The 15,067-nt window shown below is 70.9% G+C and carries 13 protein-coding genes; 9 read left to right on the top strand and 4 right to left on the bottom strand.

What is annotated here, in order from left to right; genetic code table 11:
• Positions 1-1,007, bottom strand: a 1,007-nt coding sequence (gene meaB, locus ACFWFI_RS30470; protein WP_387396358.1) for a methylmalonyl Co-A mutase-associated GTPase MeaB, incomplete at its 3' end; no start/stop codon positions are given.
• A 28-nt stretch (positions 1,008-1,035) separates the two neighbouring features.
• Complete coding sequence (locus tag ACFWFI_RS30465; RefSeq protein WP_387396356.1) at positions 1,036-2,238, bottom strand: acetyl-CoA C-acetyltransferase; 1,203 nt, start codon at positions 2,236-2,238, stop codon at positions 1,036-1,038.
• A gap of 134 nt (positions 2,239-2,372) precedes the next feature.
• Here ACFWFI_RS30465 and mce point away from each other — a divergent pair, with 134 nt between their 5' ends.
• The 7 genes from mce to ACFWFI_RS30430 all read left to right on the top strand — a co-directional run bounded on the left by mce (position 2,373) and on the right by ACFWFI_RS30430 (position 11,999).
• Positions 2,373-2,801, top strand: coding sequence for a methylmalonyl-CoA epimerase (gene mce, locus ACFWFI_RS30460; protein WP_387396353.1), 429 nt, complete (start codon positions 2,373-2,375; stop codon positions 2,799-2,801).
• 204 nt (positions 2,802-3,005) lie between these two features.
• Positions 3,006-6,800 carry a polarized growth protein Scy gene (gene scy / locus ACFWFI_RS30455; protein ID WP_387396350.1) on the top strand — a complete coding sequence of 1,265 codons (3,795 nt, stop codon included), beginning with the start codon at positions 3,006-3,008 and terminating at the stop codon, positions 6,798-6,800.
• Positions 6,801-6,975: 175 nt separating this feature from the next.
• The gene (locus tag ACFWFI_RS30450; RefSeq protein WP_387396348.1) at positions 6,976-7,914 is read left to right on the top strand and encodes a coiled-coil domain-containing protein; all 939 of its coding nucleotides are present in this window, start codon (positions 6,976-6,978) and stop codon (positions 7,912-7,914) included.
• A gap of 128 nt (positions 7,915-8,042) precedes the next feature.
• Positions 8,043-9,050, top strand: coding sequence for an ATP-binding cassette domain-containing protein (locus tag ACFWFI_RS30445; RefSeq protein WP_387396345.1), 1,008 nt, complete (start codon positions 8,043-8,045; stop codon positions 9,048-9,050).
• 5 nt (positions 9,051-9,055) lie between these two features.
• Entirely contained in the window at positions 9,056-9,835 is a 780-nt protein-coding gene (locus tag ACFWFI_RS30440) for an ABC transporter permease subunit (protein ID WP_387396342.1), read from the top strand.
• A 137-nt stretch (positions 9,836-9,972) separates the two neighbouring features.
• Positions 9,973-11,118, top strand: a complete 1,146-nt coding sequence (locus ACFWFI_RS30435; protein ID WP_387396339.1) for an ABC transporter ATP-binding protein — start codon at positions 9,973-9,975, stop codon at positions 11,116-11,118.
• Positions 11,115-11,999 (top strand): ABC transporter permease subunit, encoded by an 885-nt coding sequence (locus ACFWFI_RS30430; RefSeq protein WP_387396336.1) that lies wholly within the window; start codon positions 11,115-11,117, stop codon positions 11,997-11,999. The genes ACFWFI_RS30435 and ACFWFI_RS30430 overlap by 4 nt, the downstream gene beginning before the upstream one ends.
• A 1-nt stretch (position 12,000) precedes the next feature.
• Here the strand turns inward: ACFWFI_RS30430 and ACFWFI_RS30425 are convergent, their stop codons facing one another.
• The gene (locus ACFWFI_RS30425) at positions 12,001-12,330 is read right to left on the bottom strand and encodes an ATP/GTP-binding protein (protein ID WP_387396334.1); all 330 of its coding nucleotides are present in this window, start codon (positions 12,328-12,330) and stop codon (positions 12,001-12,003) included.
• Positions 12,331-12,547: 217 nt separating this feature from the next.
• Here ACFWFI_RS30425 and ACFWFI_RS30420 point away from each other — a divergent pair, with 217 nt between their 5' ends.
• Positions 12,548-13,579, top strand: a complete 1,032-nt coding sequence (locus ACFWFI_RS30420; RefSeq protein ID WP_387396332.1) for an LLM class flavin-dependent oxidoreductase — start codon at positions 12,548-12,550, stop codon at positions 13,577-13,579.
• Between the two features lie 97 nt (positions 13,580-13,676).
• Here ACFWFI_RS30420 and ACFWFI_RS30415 read toward each other — a convergent pair whose 3' ends face one another.
• Positions 13,677-14,069 carry an SCO5389 family protein gene (locus tag ACFWFI_RS30415; RefSeq protein ID WP_014154035.1) on the bottom strand — a complete coding sequence of 131 codons (393 nt, stop codon included), beginning with the start codon at positions 14,067-14,069 and terminating at the stop codon, positions 13,677-13,679.
• Positions 14,070-14,326: 257 nt separating this feature from the next.
• Between ACFWFI_RS30415 and nucS the strand changes: the two genes are divergently transcribed.
• The gene (nucS, locus tag ACFWFI_RS30410) at positions 14,327-14,998 is read left to right on the top strand and encodes an endonuclease NucS (protein ID WP_383563528.1); all 672 of its coding nucleotides are present in this window, start codon (positions 14,327-14,329) and stop codon (positions 14,996-14,998) included.
• The last annotated feature ends 69 nt before the right edge of the window (positions 14,999-15,067 follow it).

Genomic DNA, 15,067 nt, shown 5'->3' with positions numbered 1-15,067 from the left:
GATGTCCTTCGGCCGCCGGGTGTGGCCGCCGACGCGCGGACTCCGGTGCCCTTGCCGGTGAGTCCCGCGACCAGCTCGTCCGCCGCCGCGTACGGGTCGAGGCCTCCGGCCACGATCCGTTCCGCGAGCGCGTCCAGCCGGCGGTCGCCGTGCAGATCGGCGATCCGTTCACGGAGCGCGGTGACGGCGATCGTCTCGACCTCGCGGGCCGCACGCGCCGTGCGCCGCTCGGCCAGAACACCGTGCTCCTCCATCCACGCCCGGTGCTTCTCGAGCGCCTCGACCACCTCGTCGAGGCCCTCGCCCCGGGCGGCGACCGTCTTCACGATCGGCGGCCGCCAGTCGCCGGGCCCCCGGGACTCCCCGAGACCCAGCATGTGGTTGAGCTCGCGCGCGGTGGCGTCCGCGCCGTCCCGGTCGGCCTTGTTGACCACGTACACGTCGCCGATCTCCAGGATTCCGGCCTTCGCCGCCTGGATACCGTCGCCCATGCCCGGGGCGAGGAGGACGACGGAGGTGTCGGCCTGGGAGGCGATCTCCACCTCCGACTGGCCTACCCCCACCGTCTCCACGAGGATCACGTCGCAGCCCGCCGCGTCCAGCACCCGGATCGCCTGAGGTGCCGACCAGGCGAGGCCGCCCAGGTGGCCCCGGGTGGCCATCGAGCGGATGTAGACGCCCGGGTCGGAGGCGTGCTCCGACATCCGGACCCGGTCGCCGAGGAGCGCGCCCCCGGAGAAGGGCGACGACGGGTCGACGGCCAGGACACCGACGCGTTTGCCGGCCTTCCGGTAGGCCGAGACCAGCGCCGAGGTCGAGGTGGACTTGCCGACACCCGGCGACCCGGTCAGGCCGACGACGTAGGCATGACCCGCGAGCGGTGCCAGGGCCGCCATCACCTCCCGCAGCTGCGGCGAGGCACCCTCCACCAGGGAGATGAGCCGGGCCACCGCACGCGGCCTGCCCTCACGTGCCTGCTCGACCAGGGTGGGGACGTCCACCTTCACTCGGCCTCCTCGCTCGCTCGTACGGTGACTACTTGCCCGGTACGCGGATGATCAACGCGTCGCCCTGGCCGCCGCCGCCGCACAGCGCCGCCGCCCCGGTGCCGCCGCCGCGCCGCTTCAGCTCCAGCGCCAGGTGCAGCACCACACGGGCGCCGGACATGCCGATGGGGTGGCCGAGCGCGATCGCGCCGCCGTTCACGTTGACCTTGTCGGAGGTGACGCCGAGGTCCTTCATCGACTGGACCGCGACGGCCGCGAAGGCCTCGTTGATCTCGATGAGGTCGAGGTCCTCGACGCCGATGCCCTCCTTCTTCAGGGCGTGCCGGATGGCGTTGGACGGCTGCGACTGGAGCGAGTTGTCCGGGCCCGCCACGTTGCCGTGTGCGCCGATCTCGGCGATCCAGTCCAGGCCCAGCTCCTCGGCCTTGGCCTTGCTCATGACGACGACGGCGGCGGCGCCGTCGGAGATCTGCGAGGAGGTGCCCGCCGTGATCGTGCCGTCCTTGGTGAAGGCGGGCCGCAGCTTCCCGAGGGACTCGGCGGTCGTCTCGGGGCGGATGCCCTCGTCCTTGGCGAAGAGGACCGGGTCGCCCTTGCGCTGCGGGATCTCGACCGGGGTGATCTCGGCCTCGAAGATGCCGTTCTTCTGGGCGGCTGCGGCGCGCTGGTGGGACAGGGCGCCGATCTCGTCCTGGTCGGCGCGGGCCAGGCCGAGGCGGGTGTTGTGCTTCTCGGTGGACTCACCCATCGGGATGTTCTCGTAGGCGTCCGTCAGGCCGTCGTGGGCCATGGAGTCGAGCATCTCGACCGCACCGTACTTGTATCCCTCGCGGGACTTCGGAAGCAGGTGCGGGGCGTTGGTCATGGATTCCTGGCCGCCCGCCACCACGACGTCGAACTCGCCCGCGCGGATCAGCTGGTCCGCCAGGGCGATCGCGTCGAGCCCCGACAGGCACACCTTGTTGACGGTGAGCGCGGGGACGTTCAGCGGGATTCCGGCCTTGACCGCGGCCTGGCGTGCCGGGATCTGCCCTGCCCCGGCCTGGAGCACCTGGCCCATGATCACATACTCGACCTGGTCGCCGCCGATCCCGGCACGGTCCAGCGCTGCCTTGATGGCGACGCCTCCGAGGTCGGCTCCGGAGAAGCTCTTCAGCGAGCCGAGGAGACGGCCCATGGGCGTACGTGCGCCCGCGACGATCACTGAGGTGGTTCCGGTCGTTCCTGACATGAGGCGCAGCCCCTTGGATTGGTTGTGAACGAGGGTTTACCTGAATGTACTGAGCGGTACGGCGCCCGTCATCCGGCTGTCGGTGTGATCGCGCGCACGTTGCGTAACCACCGCCGGGGCGCTGCACTGGTTCCATGCTGACGCGAATCGACCACATCGGAATCGCCTGTTTCGACCTCGACAGGACGGTGGAGTTCTACCGCGCGACCTACGGCTTCGAGGTGCACCACACCGAGATCAACGAGGAGCAGGGTGTCCGGGAGGCCATGCTGAAGATCAACGACACCTCCGACGGAGGGGCTTCCTACCTCCAGCTGCTCGAGCCGACCCGTGAGGATTCGGCCGTCGGCAAGTGGCTGGCAAAGAATGGTGAGGGCGTGCACCACATCGCGTTCGGGACCGCGGATGTCGACGGGGACGCCGCGGACATCCGCGGGAAGGGCGTCCGGGTGCTGTACGACGAGCCCAGGACCGGGTCGATGGGCTCCCGGATCACCTTCCTCCACCCCAAGGACTGCCACGGTGTGCTGACCGAACTGGTCACCTCGGCAACAGAGCACTGACCCGACCGATACCCGGCCCGGTAGAGTGGGCGGTTCCGGGCCGGGGCCGGGTCGGGGCCGCGCCGCGTCCTCGCCGTTGATCTGTCACCATTCCCCGGGGGACCGCTCGCCGGCGAGCGGTACTCGTACGGAGAATTGCGACCAGGGTTGGGGTCTCCCCTGCTCGAACAAAGTTGAGAGCTCGGGGAAGGATGGGACCGCGCAGTGCGGGGCTACGAGAGCCAGCAGAGCCACCGAGCTGACGACGACCATCTCTCGCGGTTCGAAGCCGAGATGGACCGGCTGAAGACCGACCGGGAGAAGGCCGTCCAGCACGCCGAGGACCTCGGTTACCAGGTCGAGGTCTTGCGCGCCAAGCTGCACGAGGCACGGCGCAGTCTGGCGACCCGTCCCGCACACGACAGCGCGGACATCGGCTACCAGGCCGAACAGATGCTCCGCAATGCCCAGATCCAGGCCGACCAGCTGCGTACCGACGCCGAGCGCGAGCTGCGCGAGGCCAGGGCGCAGACGCAGCGGATCCTGCAGGAGCACGCGGAGCACCAGGCCCGGCTGCAGGCCGAGTTGCACGCCGAGGCCGTCCAGCGGCGCCAGCGGCTCGACCAGGAGCTGGCGGAACGCCGGCAGACCGTCGAGTCCCACGTCAACGAGAACGTCGCCTGGGCCGAGCAGTTGCGGGCCAGGACCGAGTCCCAGGCCCGCCGCCTGCTGGACGAGTCGCGCACGGAGTCCGAGCAGTCGCTGGCCGCCGCCCGCGCCGAGGCGGCCCGGCTCGCCGACGAGACCCGCCGGCGCCTCAACTCCGAGACGGAGTCGGCCCGTGGCGAGGCCGAGGCCACGCTGCTGCGTGCCCGCAGGGACGCCGAGAGGCTGCTCGACGCGGCCTCCACGCAGGCCCAGGAGGCCACCAGTCACGCCGAGCAGCTGCGCTCGACGGCCACCGCCGAGACCGAGCAGACCCGGCAGCAGACAGCGGAGCTGAACCGCACCGCCGAGCAGCGCACCCAGGAGGCCGAGACCCGGCTGCGCGAGGCCCGGCTGGAGGCCGAGAAGGTCCTCGCCGAGGCGAAGGAGGCCGCGGTCAAGCGGCTGGCCGGCGCCGAGTCGCAGAACGAGCAGCGCACCCGTACGGCCAGGTCCGAGATCGCCCGGCTGGTCGGCGAGGCCACGAAGCAGGCCGAGACGCTCAAGGAAGAGGCCGAGCAGGCCCTCGTCGACGCCCGGGCGGAAGCGGAGCGGGTGGTCGCCGAGGCCGCCGAGAAGGCCCGCACCCTGGCCGCCGAGGACGCCGCCGCCCAGCTCGCGAAGGCGGCCCGGAGCGCCGAGGAGGTCCTGACCAAGGCCTCCGACGACGCCAGGTCGACGACCAAGGCCGCCGGTGAGGAGGCCGACCGGATCCGCCGTGAGGCCGAGGCCGAGGCGGACCGGCTGCGCGGCGAGGCCGCCGAGCAGGCCGACCAGCTCAAGGGCGCGGCCAAGGACGACACCAAGGAGTACCGCGCCAAGACCGTCGAGCTCCAGGAGGAGGCGCGCCGGCTCCGCGGCGAGGCCGAGCAGCTCCGGTCCGAGGCAGTGGCCGAGGGCGAGCGGATCCGTGGCGAGGCGCGCCGCGAGGCCGTCCAGCAGCTCGAGGAGGGTGCCCGCACCGCCGAGGAGCTGCTCACCAAGGCCAAGGCCGACGCCGAGGAGCTGCGGACCTCCGCGGGCACCGAGAGCGAGCGCGTCAGGACCGAGGCCGCCGAGCGTGCCGCGGGCCTGCGCAAGCAGGCCGAGGAAGCGCTGGAACGCAGCCGTGCCGAGGCGGAGAAGCTGCGTGCCGAGGCCGAGGAGCAGGCCACCGCCCTGACCGCCGCGGCGGAGACGGCTGCCGAGGCGCTGCGCGAGGAGACCGAGCGCGGGGTCGAGGCCCGTAAGGCCGAGGCGGCCGAGGAGCTGACCCGGCTGCACACCGAGGCCGGGTCCCGGGTCACCGCCGCCGAGGAGGCGCTCGGCGAGGCGCGTACGGAGGCGGAGCGGATCCGCCGCGAGACGAACGAGGAGTCCGAACGGCTCCGCGCGGAGGCCGCCGAGCGGCTGCGCACGCTCCAGGAGCAGGCCACCACGGAGGCCGAGCGGCTGCGCACCGAGGCCGCCGCCGATGCCGCGCAGTCCCGCGCCGAGGGCGAGTCCGTTGCCGTACGGCTGCGCAGCGAGGCCGCCGCCGAGGCCGAGCGGCTGAAGAACGAGGCGCAGGAGACCGCCGACCGGGTGCGCTCCGAGGCCGCGGCCGCCGCCGAGCGGGTCGGCACGGAGGCCGCCGAGGCCCTGGCCGCCGCCCAGGAGGAGGCCAACCGGCGCCGCCGCGCCGCCGAGGAGGCACTCGGCTCCGCGCGCGCCGAGGCGGAGCAGGAGCGCGAGCGCGCCCGCGAGCAGAGCGAGGAGCTCCTCGCCTCCGCCCGCAAGCGGGTCGAGGAGGCCCAGGCCGAGGCCCAGCGGCTGGTCGAGGAGGCGGAGAGCCGGGCCACCGAGCTGGTCTCCGCAGCCGAGCAGACCGCACAGCAGGTGCGGGACTCCGTCGCCGGGCTGCAGGAACAGGCCGAGGAGGAGATCACCGGTCTGCGTTCCGCCGCCGAGCACTCGGCGGAGCGGACGAGGACCGAGGCGCAGGAGGAGGCGGACCGGCTCAGGTCGGACGCCTACGCCGAGCGCGAGCGGGCCGCCGAGGACGCCAACCGCATCCGCCAGGTCGCGCACGAGGAGTCGGAGGCCGCGAAGACCCTGGCCGAGCGGACCGTCTCCGAGGCCATCACCGAGTCGGAGAAGCTGCGCTCGGACACCTCGGAGTACAGCCAGCGGGTCCGTACGGAGGCTTCCGACGCCCTCGCGTCGGCGGAGCAGGACGCCTCGCGCGCCCGTGGCGAGGCCCGTGAGGACGCCAACCGCATCCGTTCCGAGGCGGCGGCGCAGGCCGACCGGCTCATGGCCGAGGCGACGAGCGAGAGCGAGCGGGTCCGCAGCGAGGCCACCGAGCAGTCGGAACGCTTCGTCTCCGAGGCGACCGACGAGGCGGAGCGGCTGCGCGCGGAGGCGGCACAGACCGTCGGTTCGGCCCAGGATCACGCGGCCCGCACCCGTGAGGAGTCGGAGCGGCTGCGCGCCGACGCCGAGTCCGCGGCGGAGCAACTGCGCGCGGAGGCCCGCCAGGAGGCCGACCGGCTGCTGGACGAGGCACGCGAGGCCGCGGCGAAGCGCCGTGCCGACGCCGCCGAACAGGCCGATCAGCTCGTCAACAAGGCACAGGAGGAGGCGCTGCGCGCCGCCACCGAGGCCGAGGAGCAGGCCGACAGGATGGTCGGCGCCGCCCGCAACGAGGCCGTCCGGATCACCTCGGCGGCGACGGTCGAGGGCAACTCCCTTGTGGAGCGGGCCCGTACGGACGCGGACGAGCTGCTCGTCGGCGCCCGCCGGGATGCCACCGCGACCCGGGAGCGGGCGGAGGAGCTCAGGACCCGGATCGAGAGCGAGATCGAGGAGCTGCACGAGCGCGCCCGGCGCGAGACCTCCGAGCAGATGAAGACGGCGGGCGAGCGCGTCGACAAGCTGATGAAGGCTGCGACGGAACAGCGGACGGAGGCCGAGGCCAAGGCCAAGGAGCTGCTGTCGGACGCGAATTCGGAGGCGAGCAAGGTCCGTATCGCCGCCGTGAAGCGGGCCGAGTCGCTCCTCAAGGAGGCCGAGACCAAGAAGGCCGAGCTGAGCCGGGTGGCCGAGAAGCTGCGCGCCGACGCCGAGGCCGAGGCGACGCAGATGGTCGACGAGGGCCGTCGGGAGCTGGATCTGCTGGTCCGCAGGCGCGAGGACATCAATACGGAGATCTCCCGTGTCCAGGACGTCCTCGAGGCGTTGGAGTCTTTCGAGGCTCCGGGCGGAACGGGCAAGGCGTCGGGGGGCGGTGCCGGGGGCGTCAAGGCCGGCGCGGCAGCGGGTACCCGGTCGGGTGGCAAGGCGTCGGACGGGTAGCCGCTCAGTCATTTCGCCATGAACATTCAACCCTTCGAGTCGCAAGCGCTCCGGGGGTCAGCCACTCAAAAGGGGTGTCATTCTCCATACCAAAGCGGCATCTTCACGTTGACACGCCGCTCAGGCCCCTAGGATTCCCTCTAACACCTCACCGGTCTCATTCGACAGGAACCCCATGAGCGACCCTTCCTCCCCCTTCGGCTTCGAGCTCGTGCGACGTGGATACGACCGCGGTCAGGTGGACGACCGCATTACCAAACTCGTCGCCGACCGTGACAGCGCGCTCGCACGCATCACCTCTCTGGAAAAGCGCATCGAGGAGCTCCACCTCGAGACGCAGAACGCCCAGGCCCAGGTCAACGACGCCGAGCCGTCGTACGCCGGGCTCGGCGCCCGCGTCGAGAAGATCCTCCGCCTCGCAGAGGAGGAGGCGAAGGACCTGCGTGAGGAGGCCCGCCGCGCGGCCGAGCAGCACCGCGAGCTGGCCGAGTCGGCCGCCCAGCAGGTGCGCAACGACGCGGAGACGTTCGCCGCGGACCGCAAGACGAAGGCCGAGGACGAGGGCGTCCGCATCGTCGAGAAGGCCAAGGGCGAAGCGAGCACACTGCGCACCGACGCCCAGAAGGACGCCCAGCAGAAGCGCGAGGAGGCGGACGCCCTCTTCGAGGAGACCCGCGCCAAGGCCGCCCAGGCCGCCGCGGACTTCGAGACGAACCTGGCCAAGCGCCGCGAGCAGTCGGAGCGCGACCTCGCGTCCCGTCAGGCGAAGGCCGAGAAGCGCCTCGCCGAGATCGAGCACCGCGCGGAGCAGCTCCGCCTGGAGGCCGAGAAGCTCCGTACGGACGCCGAGCGCCGGGCCCGTCAGACGGTGGAGACGGCTCAGCGTCAGGCCGAGGACATCGTGGCCGACGCGAACGCCAAGGCCGACCGGATCCGCAGCGAATCGGAGCGCGAGCTGGCGGCGCTCACCAACCGCCGCGACTCGATCAACGCCCAGCTGACCAACGTCCGCGAGATGCTGGCGACTCTGACGGGTGCCGCGGTCGCCGCCGCCGGCTCCCCGGCGGAGGACGAGTCCGCCACCCGCGGGGTCCCCGCCCAGCAGACCCGCTGAGCACAGGCCTTTCGTTCGGGCCTGACCCGAACGAAAGGCCCGGGGCACGTACATCAGCTGTACCCCATTGCGCGCCCGGTTCCGCCTTTGTGGTGGCGCCGGGCGCGCGGCCGTTCTAGCGTGAGCGCATGATCGAGCTCGACGGCCTCACCAAACGCTTCGGCAACAAGGTTGCCGTCGACCATCTGTCATGCCGGGTCAGACCGGGAATGGTGACGGGATTCCTCGGCCCGAACGGGGCGGGCAAGTCCACGACCATGCGGATGATGCTCGACCTCGACAACCCGACCAGCGGCACGGTGCGGATCGACGGCCGGCACTACCGCGACCTCCAGGAACCGCTCAAGCACATCGGGGCCCTGCTGGACGCCAAGTCGATGCACGGCGGGCGCAGCGCGTACAACAACCTCCTGTGCCTCGCCCAGAGCAACCGCATCCCGGCCAGCCGGGTCTCCCATGTGCTGGACACGGTCGGCCTGAGCGCGGTGGCGAAGAAGAAGTCCAAGGGCTTCTCCCTCGGCATGGGCCAGCGGCTGGGAATCGCGGCCGCCCTGCTGGGTGACCCCGAGATCCTGATGTTCGACGAACCCGTCAACGGTCTGGACCCCGAGGGAATCCACTGGATCAGAAATCTGATGAAGGCCCTCGCGGCGGAAGGCCGGACGATCTTCGTCTCCTCGCACCTGATGAGCGAAATGGCCCTGACCGCGGATCATTTGATCGTCATCGGGCAGGGCAAGCTGCTGGCGGACACCTCGATGGCCGACTTCATCCACGAGAACTCCCGCAGCTTCGTGCGGATGCGCTCCCCCGAGCAGGAGCGCCTGCGCGATCTGCTGCACGCGGAGGGCGTCGTCGCGGTCGAGTCGGGCAACGGGACGCTGGAGATCGACGGCGAGGCCCCGGAGCGGCTCGGGGAGCTCGCCGGCCTGCACGGGATCGTGCTGCACGAGCTCAGCGCCCAGCGGGCCTCCCTGGAGGAGGCCTTCATGCAGATGACCGCGGGCTCCGTGGAATACCACGCCCATTCCGATCGCGACGAAGTCCAGCCACCGCCGGTGGGCCCGCACTGGGGCGAGCAGTGGAACCAGCAGCAGCCCGGCGGCACCGCCGGCGAACGCACGACGGGGGTGTGACGGCCATGGCATCGGTACCCGCGGTCCTGAATTCCGAGTGGACCAAGATCCGTACGGTCTCGTCGACCACTTGGACGCTGATCTGCGCGTTCCTCGTCACCGTCGCCATGGGCGCGGCCCTGAGCGCCCTGCTGAACAGCCAGTTCGACGATCTCTCCGCCGCCGAGCAGGCCACCTTCGACCCGACGTTCGTGAGCTTCTCCGGGATGGTCCTCGGGCAGCTGGCGATGGTCGTCTTCGGTGTCCTGGTGGTGGGCACGGAGTACAGCTCCGGAATGATCCGCACCTCGCTGGCGGCCGTACCGCAGCGGGGGTCGTTCCTCTTCAGCAAGATCGCGGTCGCGGGCGTCCTCGCGCTGGTGGTCGGCCTCGCCACCAGCTTCATCACCTTCTTCCTCAGCCAGGCCCTGCTCGGCGACCGCGGCACCGACATCGGCGCGGAGAACGTGCTCCGCGCGGTCGTCGGCGGCGGCATCTACATGGGCCTGATCGCGGTCTTCTCGATGGGTGTGGCCACGATGCTGCGCAGCTCCATGCTGTCGCTGGGCATCCTGATGCCGTTCTTCTTCCTCGTCTCGCAGATCCTCTCGGCGGTCCCCGGCGCCAAGAGCGTGGCCCGGTACTTCCCCGACCAGGCCGGCTCCAAGATCATGCAGGTGGTTCCGGACGCCATGAACAGCGATCCGGCACCGTACGGGCCGTGGGCCGGGCTCGGGATCATGGCCCTGTGGGTGGTGGCGGCCCTGATCGGCGGTTACCTCGTACTGAAGAAGCGGGACGCCTGAGCGGCACCCGGAACGCCGACGCTCCGCGTAACGACTTGGCCGGAACCACCTGCGGCTGGTTATCCTCCTAACTCTTGACGGGGGCGCGCGGCCGGAGGCCTGGGCCCCGACGACAGATAAGTCGATGGGGCTGGAGAATGATCGAGGCAGTCGGCCTGACCAAGCGCTACGGCGCGAAGACGGCCGTGCACAACCTTTCCTTCCAGGTGCGGCCCGGTGCCGTCACGGGGTTCCTCGGTCCCAACGGGTCGGGCAAGTCCACCACCATGCGCATGATGCTCGGCCTGGACCGGCCGACGTCCGGACACGTGACGATCGGCGGCCACGCCTTCCGCAGCCTGCCCAATGCCCCGCGCCAGGTGGGGGCACTGCTCGACGCCAAGGCCGTGCACGGCGGGCGCAGCGCCCGTAACCACCTGCTGAGCCTGGCCCAGCTGGCGGGCATCCCGGCGGCCCGGGTGGACGAGGTCCTCGGCGTCGTCGGACTGCAGGACGTCGCGAAGAAGCGGTCCAAGGGCTTCTCCCTGGGTATGGGCCAGCGGCTCGGGATCGCGGCGGCGCTGCTCGGCGACCCGCAGGTCCTGCTCTTCGACGAGCCGGTCAACGGACTCGACCCCGAGGGCATCCTCTGGGTCCGGAATCTGATGAAGCGGCTGGCCTCCGAAGGCCGCACGGTCTTCGTCTCCAGCCACCTGATGAGCGAGATGGCACTCACCGCCGATCATCTGATCGTGATCGGCCGCGGGCAGCTCCTCTCCGACATGAGCGTCACCGACTTCATCTCCGCCAACTCCGCGGACTTCGCCCGGGTGCGCGTCCCGGCGGACCGGCCGGAGTACCGGGAGAAGCTGACGGCCTCACTCACCGAGGCCGGCGGCCGGGTCATGCCGGAACCGGACGGTGCCCTGCGGGTCACCGGGCTCGGACTGCCCCGGATCAGCGATCTGGCACACGAGTCGGACGTCCGGCTGTGGGAGCTCTCGCCGCACCAGGCGTCGCTCGAGGAGGCGTACATGCGGATGACGCAGGGCGCCGTGGACTACCGCTCGACGGCGGACGCCAAGGCAGGGCTCCAGCTGCCGCCGCCCGGCTACGGACAGCCCGGCCACGGTGGCTACGCGCAGCCCGGCCATTCTCCCGAGCAGCCTCCGCCGGAGGTCCCGCAGCAGGGCTGGTACGCCCCGCCGCCCCCGGGACAGAACCCTTACGCCGGCGCACCGGCACCCACCCCCGCGCCCCCTGCGGAGCGGACCGAGCGCAAGACCGACGAGGACTCCCGATGACGATGCCTCCGCCGCCCCCGCAGGCACAGACGCCCCCGCAGGCGTACCAGGCTCCTCAGCAGCCGCAGCAGGGCTGGGGCGGCCCGACGGGCCCTTACGCCTCCCCGATTCCCGTGCGTACCCCTGGCCTCGGTGACGCGATCGCCTCCGAGTGGACGAAGATCCGCTCCGTGCGCTCCACGATGTGGACGCTCGGCGTGATGATCGTGCTGCTGATCGGCATCGGGCTGCTCGTCGCGCTCATCGTGAGCATGTCGGACGCCCCCTTGGACGACGCCCCCGTGCTCACCCTCGGCTTCTTCGGCGTACTGCTCGGATCGATCTGCGTGATCACTCTCGGCGTGCTGACCATCGCGTCCGAGTACAGCACCGGAATGATCCGCACGACGCTGACCGCCTGCCCGAGCCGGGCGCGGATGCTGACCGCGAAGTCGATCGTCTTCTTCCTGCTCGCCTTCACGATCACCACGGTGACCACCGGGATCGTCGGCGTCCTGCAGACGGCCATCCTGGACGGCGCCACACCCGACACCGGTCTCTGGGTGCGCTCCACGCTGGGGATCGGCCTCTACATCGCGACGCTCGGGCTGCTCTCGCTCGCGGTCGGCGCGATCATCCGGCACTCGGCGGGCGCCATCACGATCATGATCGCGGTGGTGCTTCTCCCGCTCGTGCTGGCGATCTTCATGTTCTCGCCGACGCTGGCCTCGGTACAGGAGGCACTCTTCGAGTACTCGATCCCCAACCAGATCGGCGCGATGTACGACGCGTCGGTGACCACGTCGGGGCCGACCGGCTGGGAGCCGCTGTGGGTCATGCTCGGCGTGACCGCGGTGGCCATGGCCGGCGCCTTCGCGTCGCTCGACCGGCGGGACGTCTGACTCAGTAGCGCGGAGCGTTCCTGGACCGCTGCACCCTTGTGGTGCGGCGGTCCTTCGCGTTCCAGCAGGCCTTGTGCCAGTGCCTGCGGTCGTCGATCCCGCCGTACTCGGGCCAGGCGACGAGGTGCGGGACCCCGGAGGGGATCTCCTGGTCGCAGCCGGGGCAGCGGTAGCGCTTGCCCGCCGCGCTCGCGCCGCTCACCGGGCGCACCGACCAGTCCTCGCCCTGCCAGCTCTCCGCGGCTCCGCCCCCGCCGTACCGCTCCCCCGCCTCTCGTGGGCTGTCGGCAGGACTCTCGCCGCCTCGGGGGCGGTTGCGGCGCGGGGACACGGGACACCTCACGGGGCGGCGGAACGGGCAGATTGTTCCGTCCAGCCTAGAGGCATCGGCTACGGGCCCGTGGCGTGTGAGGCGCGTGAGCAGTGGCGGGGCGGGTGGGTTACCGGAAAATCGCAACAACTTCGCCCTGGACCGTGCCTTTGGCACGTGTCAGACGTTGTTGCCAGTGAGGGGGACAGCCGCGTCGGCCGCAAGGAGGCAATAGGCGATGCGCGTAGGAACGTTCGTACTGGCAGCCCAGTTCCCGGGCCAGGGGCAGGGCGAGGCCCTGCACCGGGCCGTCAGATCCGCGGAGGTCGCGGAGGAATCGGGGCTCGATTCCGTCTGGCTGGCAGAACATCATTTCGTGCCGTACGGAGTCTGCCCGTCCGCCACGACACTGGCCGCCCTGTTGCTCGGCCGCACCCGCAGAATCCGTGTGGGCACGGCGGTGAGCGTACTGCCGAACCAGCACCCGGTCATGCTCGGCGAGCAGGCCGCGCTGCTGCATCTGACCAGTGGCGGGCGCTTCTCCCTCGGGGTCGGGCGCGGTGGGCCATGGGTCGACCTGGAGGTGTTCGGAGGCGGGCTCGAGGCGTACGAGAAGGGTTTCCCCGAGGCGCTGGAACTGCTGCTGGAGTGGCTGGACAAGCCCCGGGTGGCGGGGAGCGGAGAGCGTTACGGCTTCCGCGAGGTGGCCGTGGTGCCCCGGGCCGACGAGCTCCTCGGGGACGGCCCCCCGGGCCCCGAGGTGATCGTCGCCTGCACGTCGCCGAAAAGCGTGAAACTCGCCGCTGAAAAGGGTTTGCCGATGCTCCTGGGGATGCATTGCGGCGACGAGGAGAAGGCCGACGTGGTCGCGCTGTGGCGATCGGCCGCCCGGGAGGCCGGTCAGCCGGCGGAGGTCGTGGAGCGGGTAGCACATGTGTCCGCAGGGGTGGCCCAGATCGCCGACAGTCCCGCGGACGCCGTGGAGACGCTCGTGAAGGCGATGCCGGGCTGGCTGCGGCAGGGGCTCGACGCCCATGTGACGGTCGACGGCCGCCACCGGGTGATGCGCGACCCCGTCGCGTACACGGAGTTCCTCTGCGGCCTGCATCCGGTGGGCCCGCCCCGTTTCGCCGCCGACCGGCTGGCGGCCACGGCGGAGCGCACGGGCATCACCCGCTTCGCCCTCATGGTCGAGGGGTCGGGCGATCTCGCGGCGACGGAGACGAATGTGCAGCGGCTGGGCACGGAAGTGCTGCCGTTGCTGGAGTGACCCGTTCACGCTGGTGGTCCTGGTGGTGCGGTGGTGCGGGAGCTGCCGCCCCGGAGCCAGTTGCACCTCCCGCGGCCCGAAGCGGCAGCAGAAGCGTTCAGCAGTCCCGTAGTTCGGGCGACTGGTTGAGCAACTGGCCTCTCACCGAGGTGAATCGGGCCAGCCGCTCGTCGACCGAGGCGTCCAGCGGGAACACCGCGACGCGGTGGCAGTTCTGGAATGCCAGGCGCACCCCGAAGTGCCGCTGCAGCGCGCCGCGTATCGCATCACTCGCGAGCGCACGCAGCAGCTGACCACGTGCCTGCTCGTCCGGCGGCGGCGTCTGGTTGTCGGCGAATTGTCCGCCGTCGACCTTCAGCTGGGCCACCAGAGAGCTGATCATCTCCCATGCGTAGGGCAGGGAGGTCCGGACGCAGTCGACGAAGTCGGCTTCGTCGACCTCGCCTCGCTCGGCCTGTTCCAACAGCGCCGGTGAGACGTCGAGCGACATGGGTTCTCCTCTCGCGACCCCGACGGCTGGCCGGGGCCTTACGGGCAGGGCAGGGCGGCGACGCTGCGTACACAGACGGCGACCTCCTGCTTACACGGTAAGGGCGCAGTCCGGGCCGCACCAGGAGATTGGGAACACAACCGGCCAATAACGAACGGTCGCAAAGAGGGGCAAGACAGATCGGCATCCGTCAGGGGCGTACGGCGACGGGCCCGGGAATCGCGTGGACCCATGGTCGTCGAGTAGCGTTGCCGACCATGCGTCTCGTCATCGCCCGTTGCTCCGTCGACTACGCGGGCCGGCTCACTGCCCACCTGCCCTCCGCCCCCCGTCTGATTCTGGTGAAGGCGGACGGCAGCGTCTCGATCCACGCCGACGACCGGGCGTACAAACCTCTCAACTGGATGTCCCCGCCGTGCACCCTCAAGGAGGGCGCCGACGACAACGAGGGCGTCTGGACCGTGGTGAACAAAGCGGGCGAGAAACTGATCATCACGATGGAGGAGATCCTCCATGACTCGTCCCATGAGCTGGGTGTCGACCCGGGGCTCATCAAGGACGGCGTGGAGGCGCACCTCCAGGAGCTGCTCGCCGACCGCATCGAGACGATCGGCGAGGGCTACACCCTGATCCGCCGTGAGTACCCGACCGCGATCGGTCCGGTCGACATCCTGTGCCGGGACGCGGACGGCGCGACGGTGGCCGTGGAGCTGAAGCGGCGGGGCGACATCGACGGCGTGGAGCAGCTGACCCGCTATCTGGAGCTGCTCAACCGTGATCCGCATCTGGCTCCGGTGCGGGGCGTGTTCGCGGCACAGGAGATCAAGCCGCAGGCCCGGGTGCTGGCGACGGACCGTGGGATCGGGTGCCTGGTCCTCGACTACAACGCGATGCGGGGCATCGAGGACGACAAGCTGCGGCTGTTCTGACCCGGGCGGGTGTCCCGGAACTCCCCGGAGCACCATGGACATGAGAAACCCCTCGGCGGGCCCGGATCC

The organism is Streptomyces sp. NPDC060209, assembly GCF_042728155.1.
Taxonomy (GTDB): Bacteria; Actinomycetota; Actinomycetes; order Streptomycetales; family Streptomycetaceae; genus Streptomyces.
The sequence above is the reverse complement of the archived record's forward strand: the minus strand, read 5'-3'. Positions and strand labels throughout refer to the sequence as shown.

Excerpts from the sequence above, each read along its gene's own strand:
- ACFWFI_RS30465 (WP_387396356.1), bottom strand. The coding sequence starts at position 2,238 with ATGTCAGGAACGACCGGAACCACCTCAGTGATCGTCGCGGGCGCACGT.
- mce (WP_387396353.1), top strand. The coding sequence starts at position 2,373 with ATGCTGACGCGAATCGACCACATCGGAATCGCCTGTTTCGACCTCGAC.
- ACFWFI_RS30450 (WP_387396348.1), top strand. The coding sequence starts at position 6,976 with ATGAGCGACCCTTCCTCCCCCTTCGGCTTCGAGCTCGTGCGACGTGGA.
- ACFWFI_RS30445 (WP_387396345.1), top strand. The coding sequence starts at position 8,043 with ATGATCGAGCTCGACGGCCTCACCAAACGCTTCGGCAACAAGGTTGCC.
- ACFWFI_RS30440 (WP_387396342.1), top strand. The coding sequence starts at position 9,056 with ATGGCATCGGTACCCGCGGTCCTGAATTCCGAGTGGACCAAGATCCGT.
- ACFWFI_RS30435 (WP_387396339.1), top strand. The coding sequence starts at position 9,973 with ATGATCGAGGCAGTCGGCCTGACCAAGCGCTACGGCGCGAAGACGGCC.
- ACFWFI_RS30430 (WP_387396336.1), top strand. The coding sequence starts at position 11,115 with ATGACGATGCCTCCGCCGCCCCCGCAGGCACAGACGCCCCCGCAGGCG.
- ACFWFI_RS30420 (WP_387396332.1), top strand. The coding sequence starts at position 12,548 with ATGCGCGTAGGAACGTTCGTACTGGCAGCCCAGTTCCCGGGCCAGGGG.
- ACFWFI_RS30415 (WP_014154035.1), bottom strand. The coding sequence starts at position 14,069 with ATGTCGCTCGACGTCTCACCGGCGCTGTTGGAACAGGCCGAGCGAGGC.
- nucS (WP_383563528.1), top strand. The coding sequence starts at position 14,327 with ATGCGTCTCGTCATCGCCCGTTGCTCCGTCGACTACGCGGGCCGGCTC.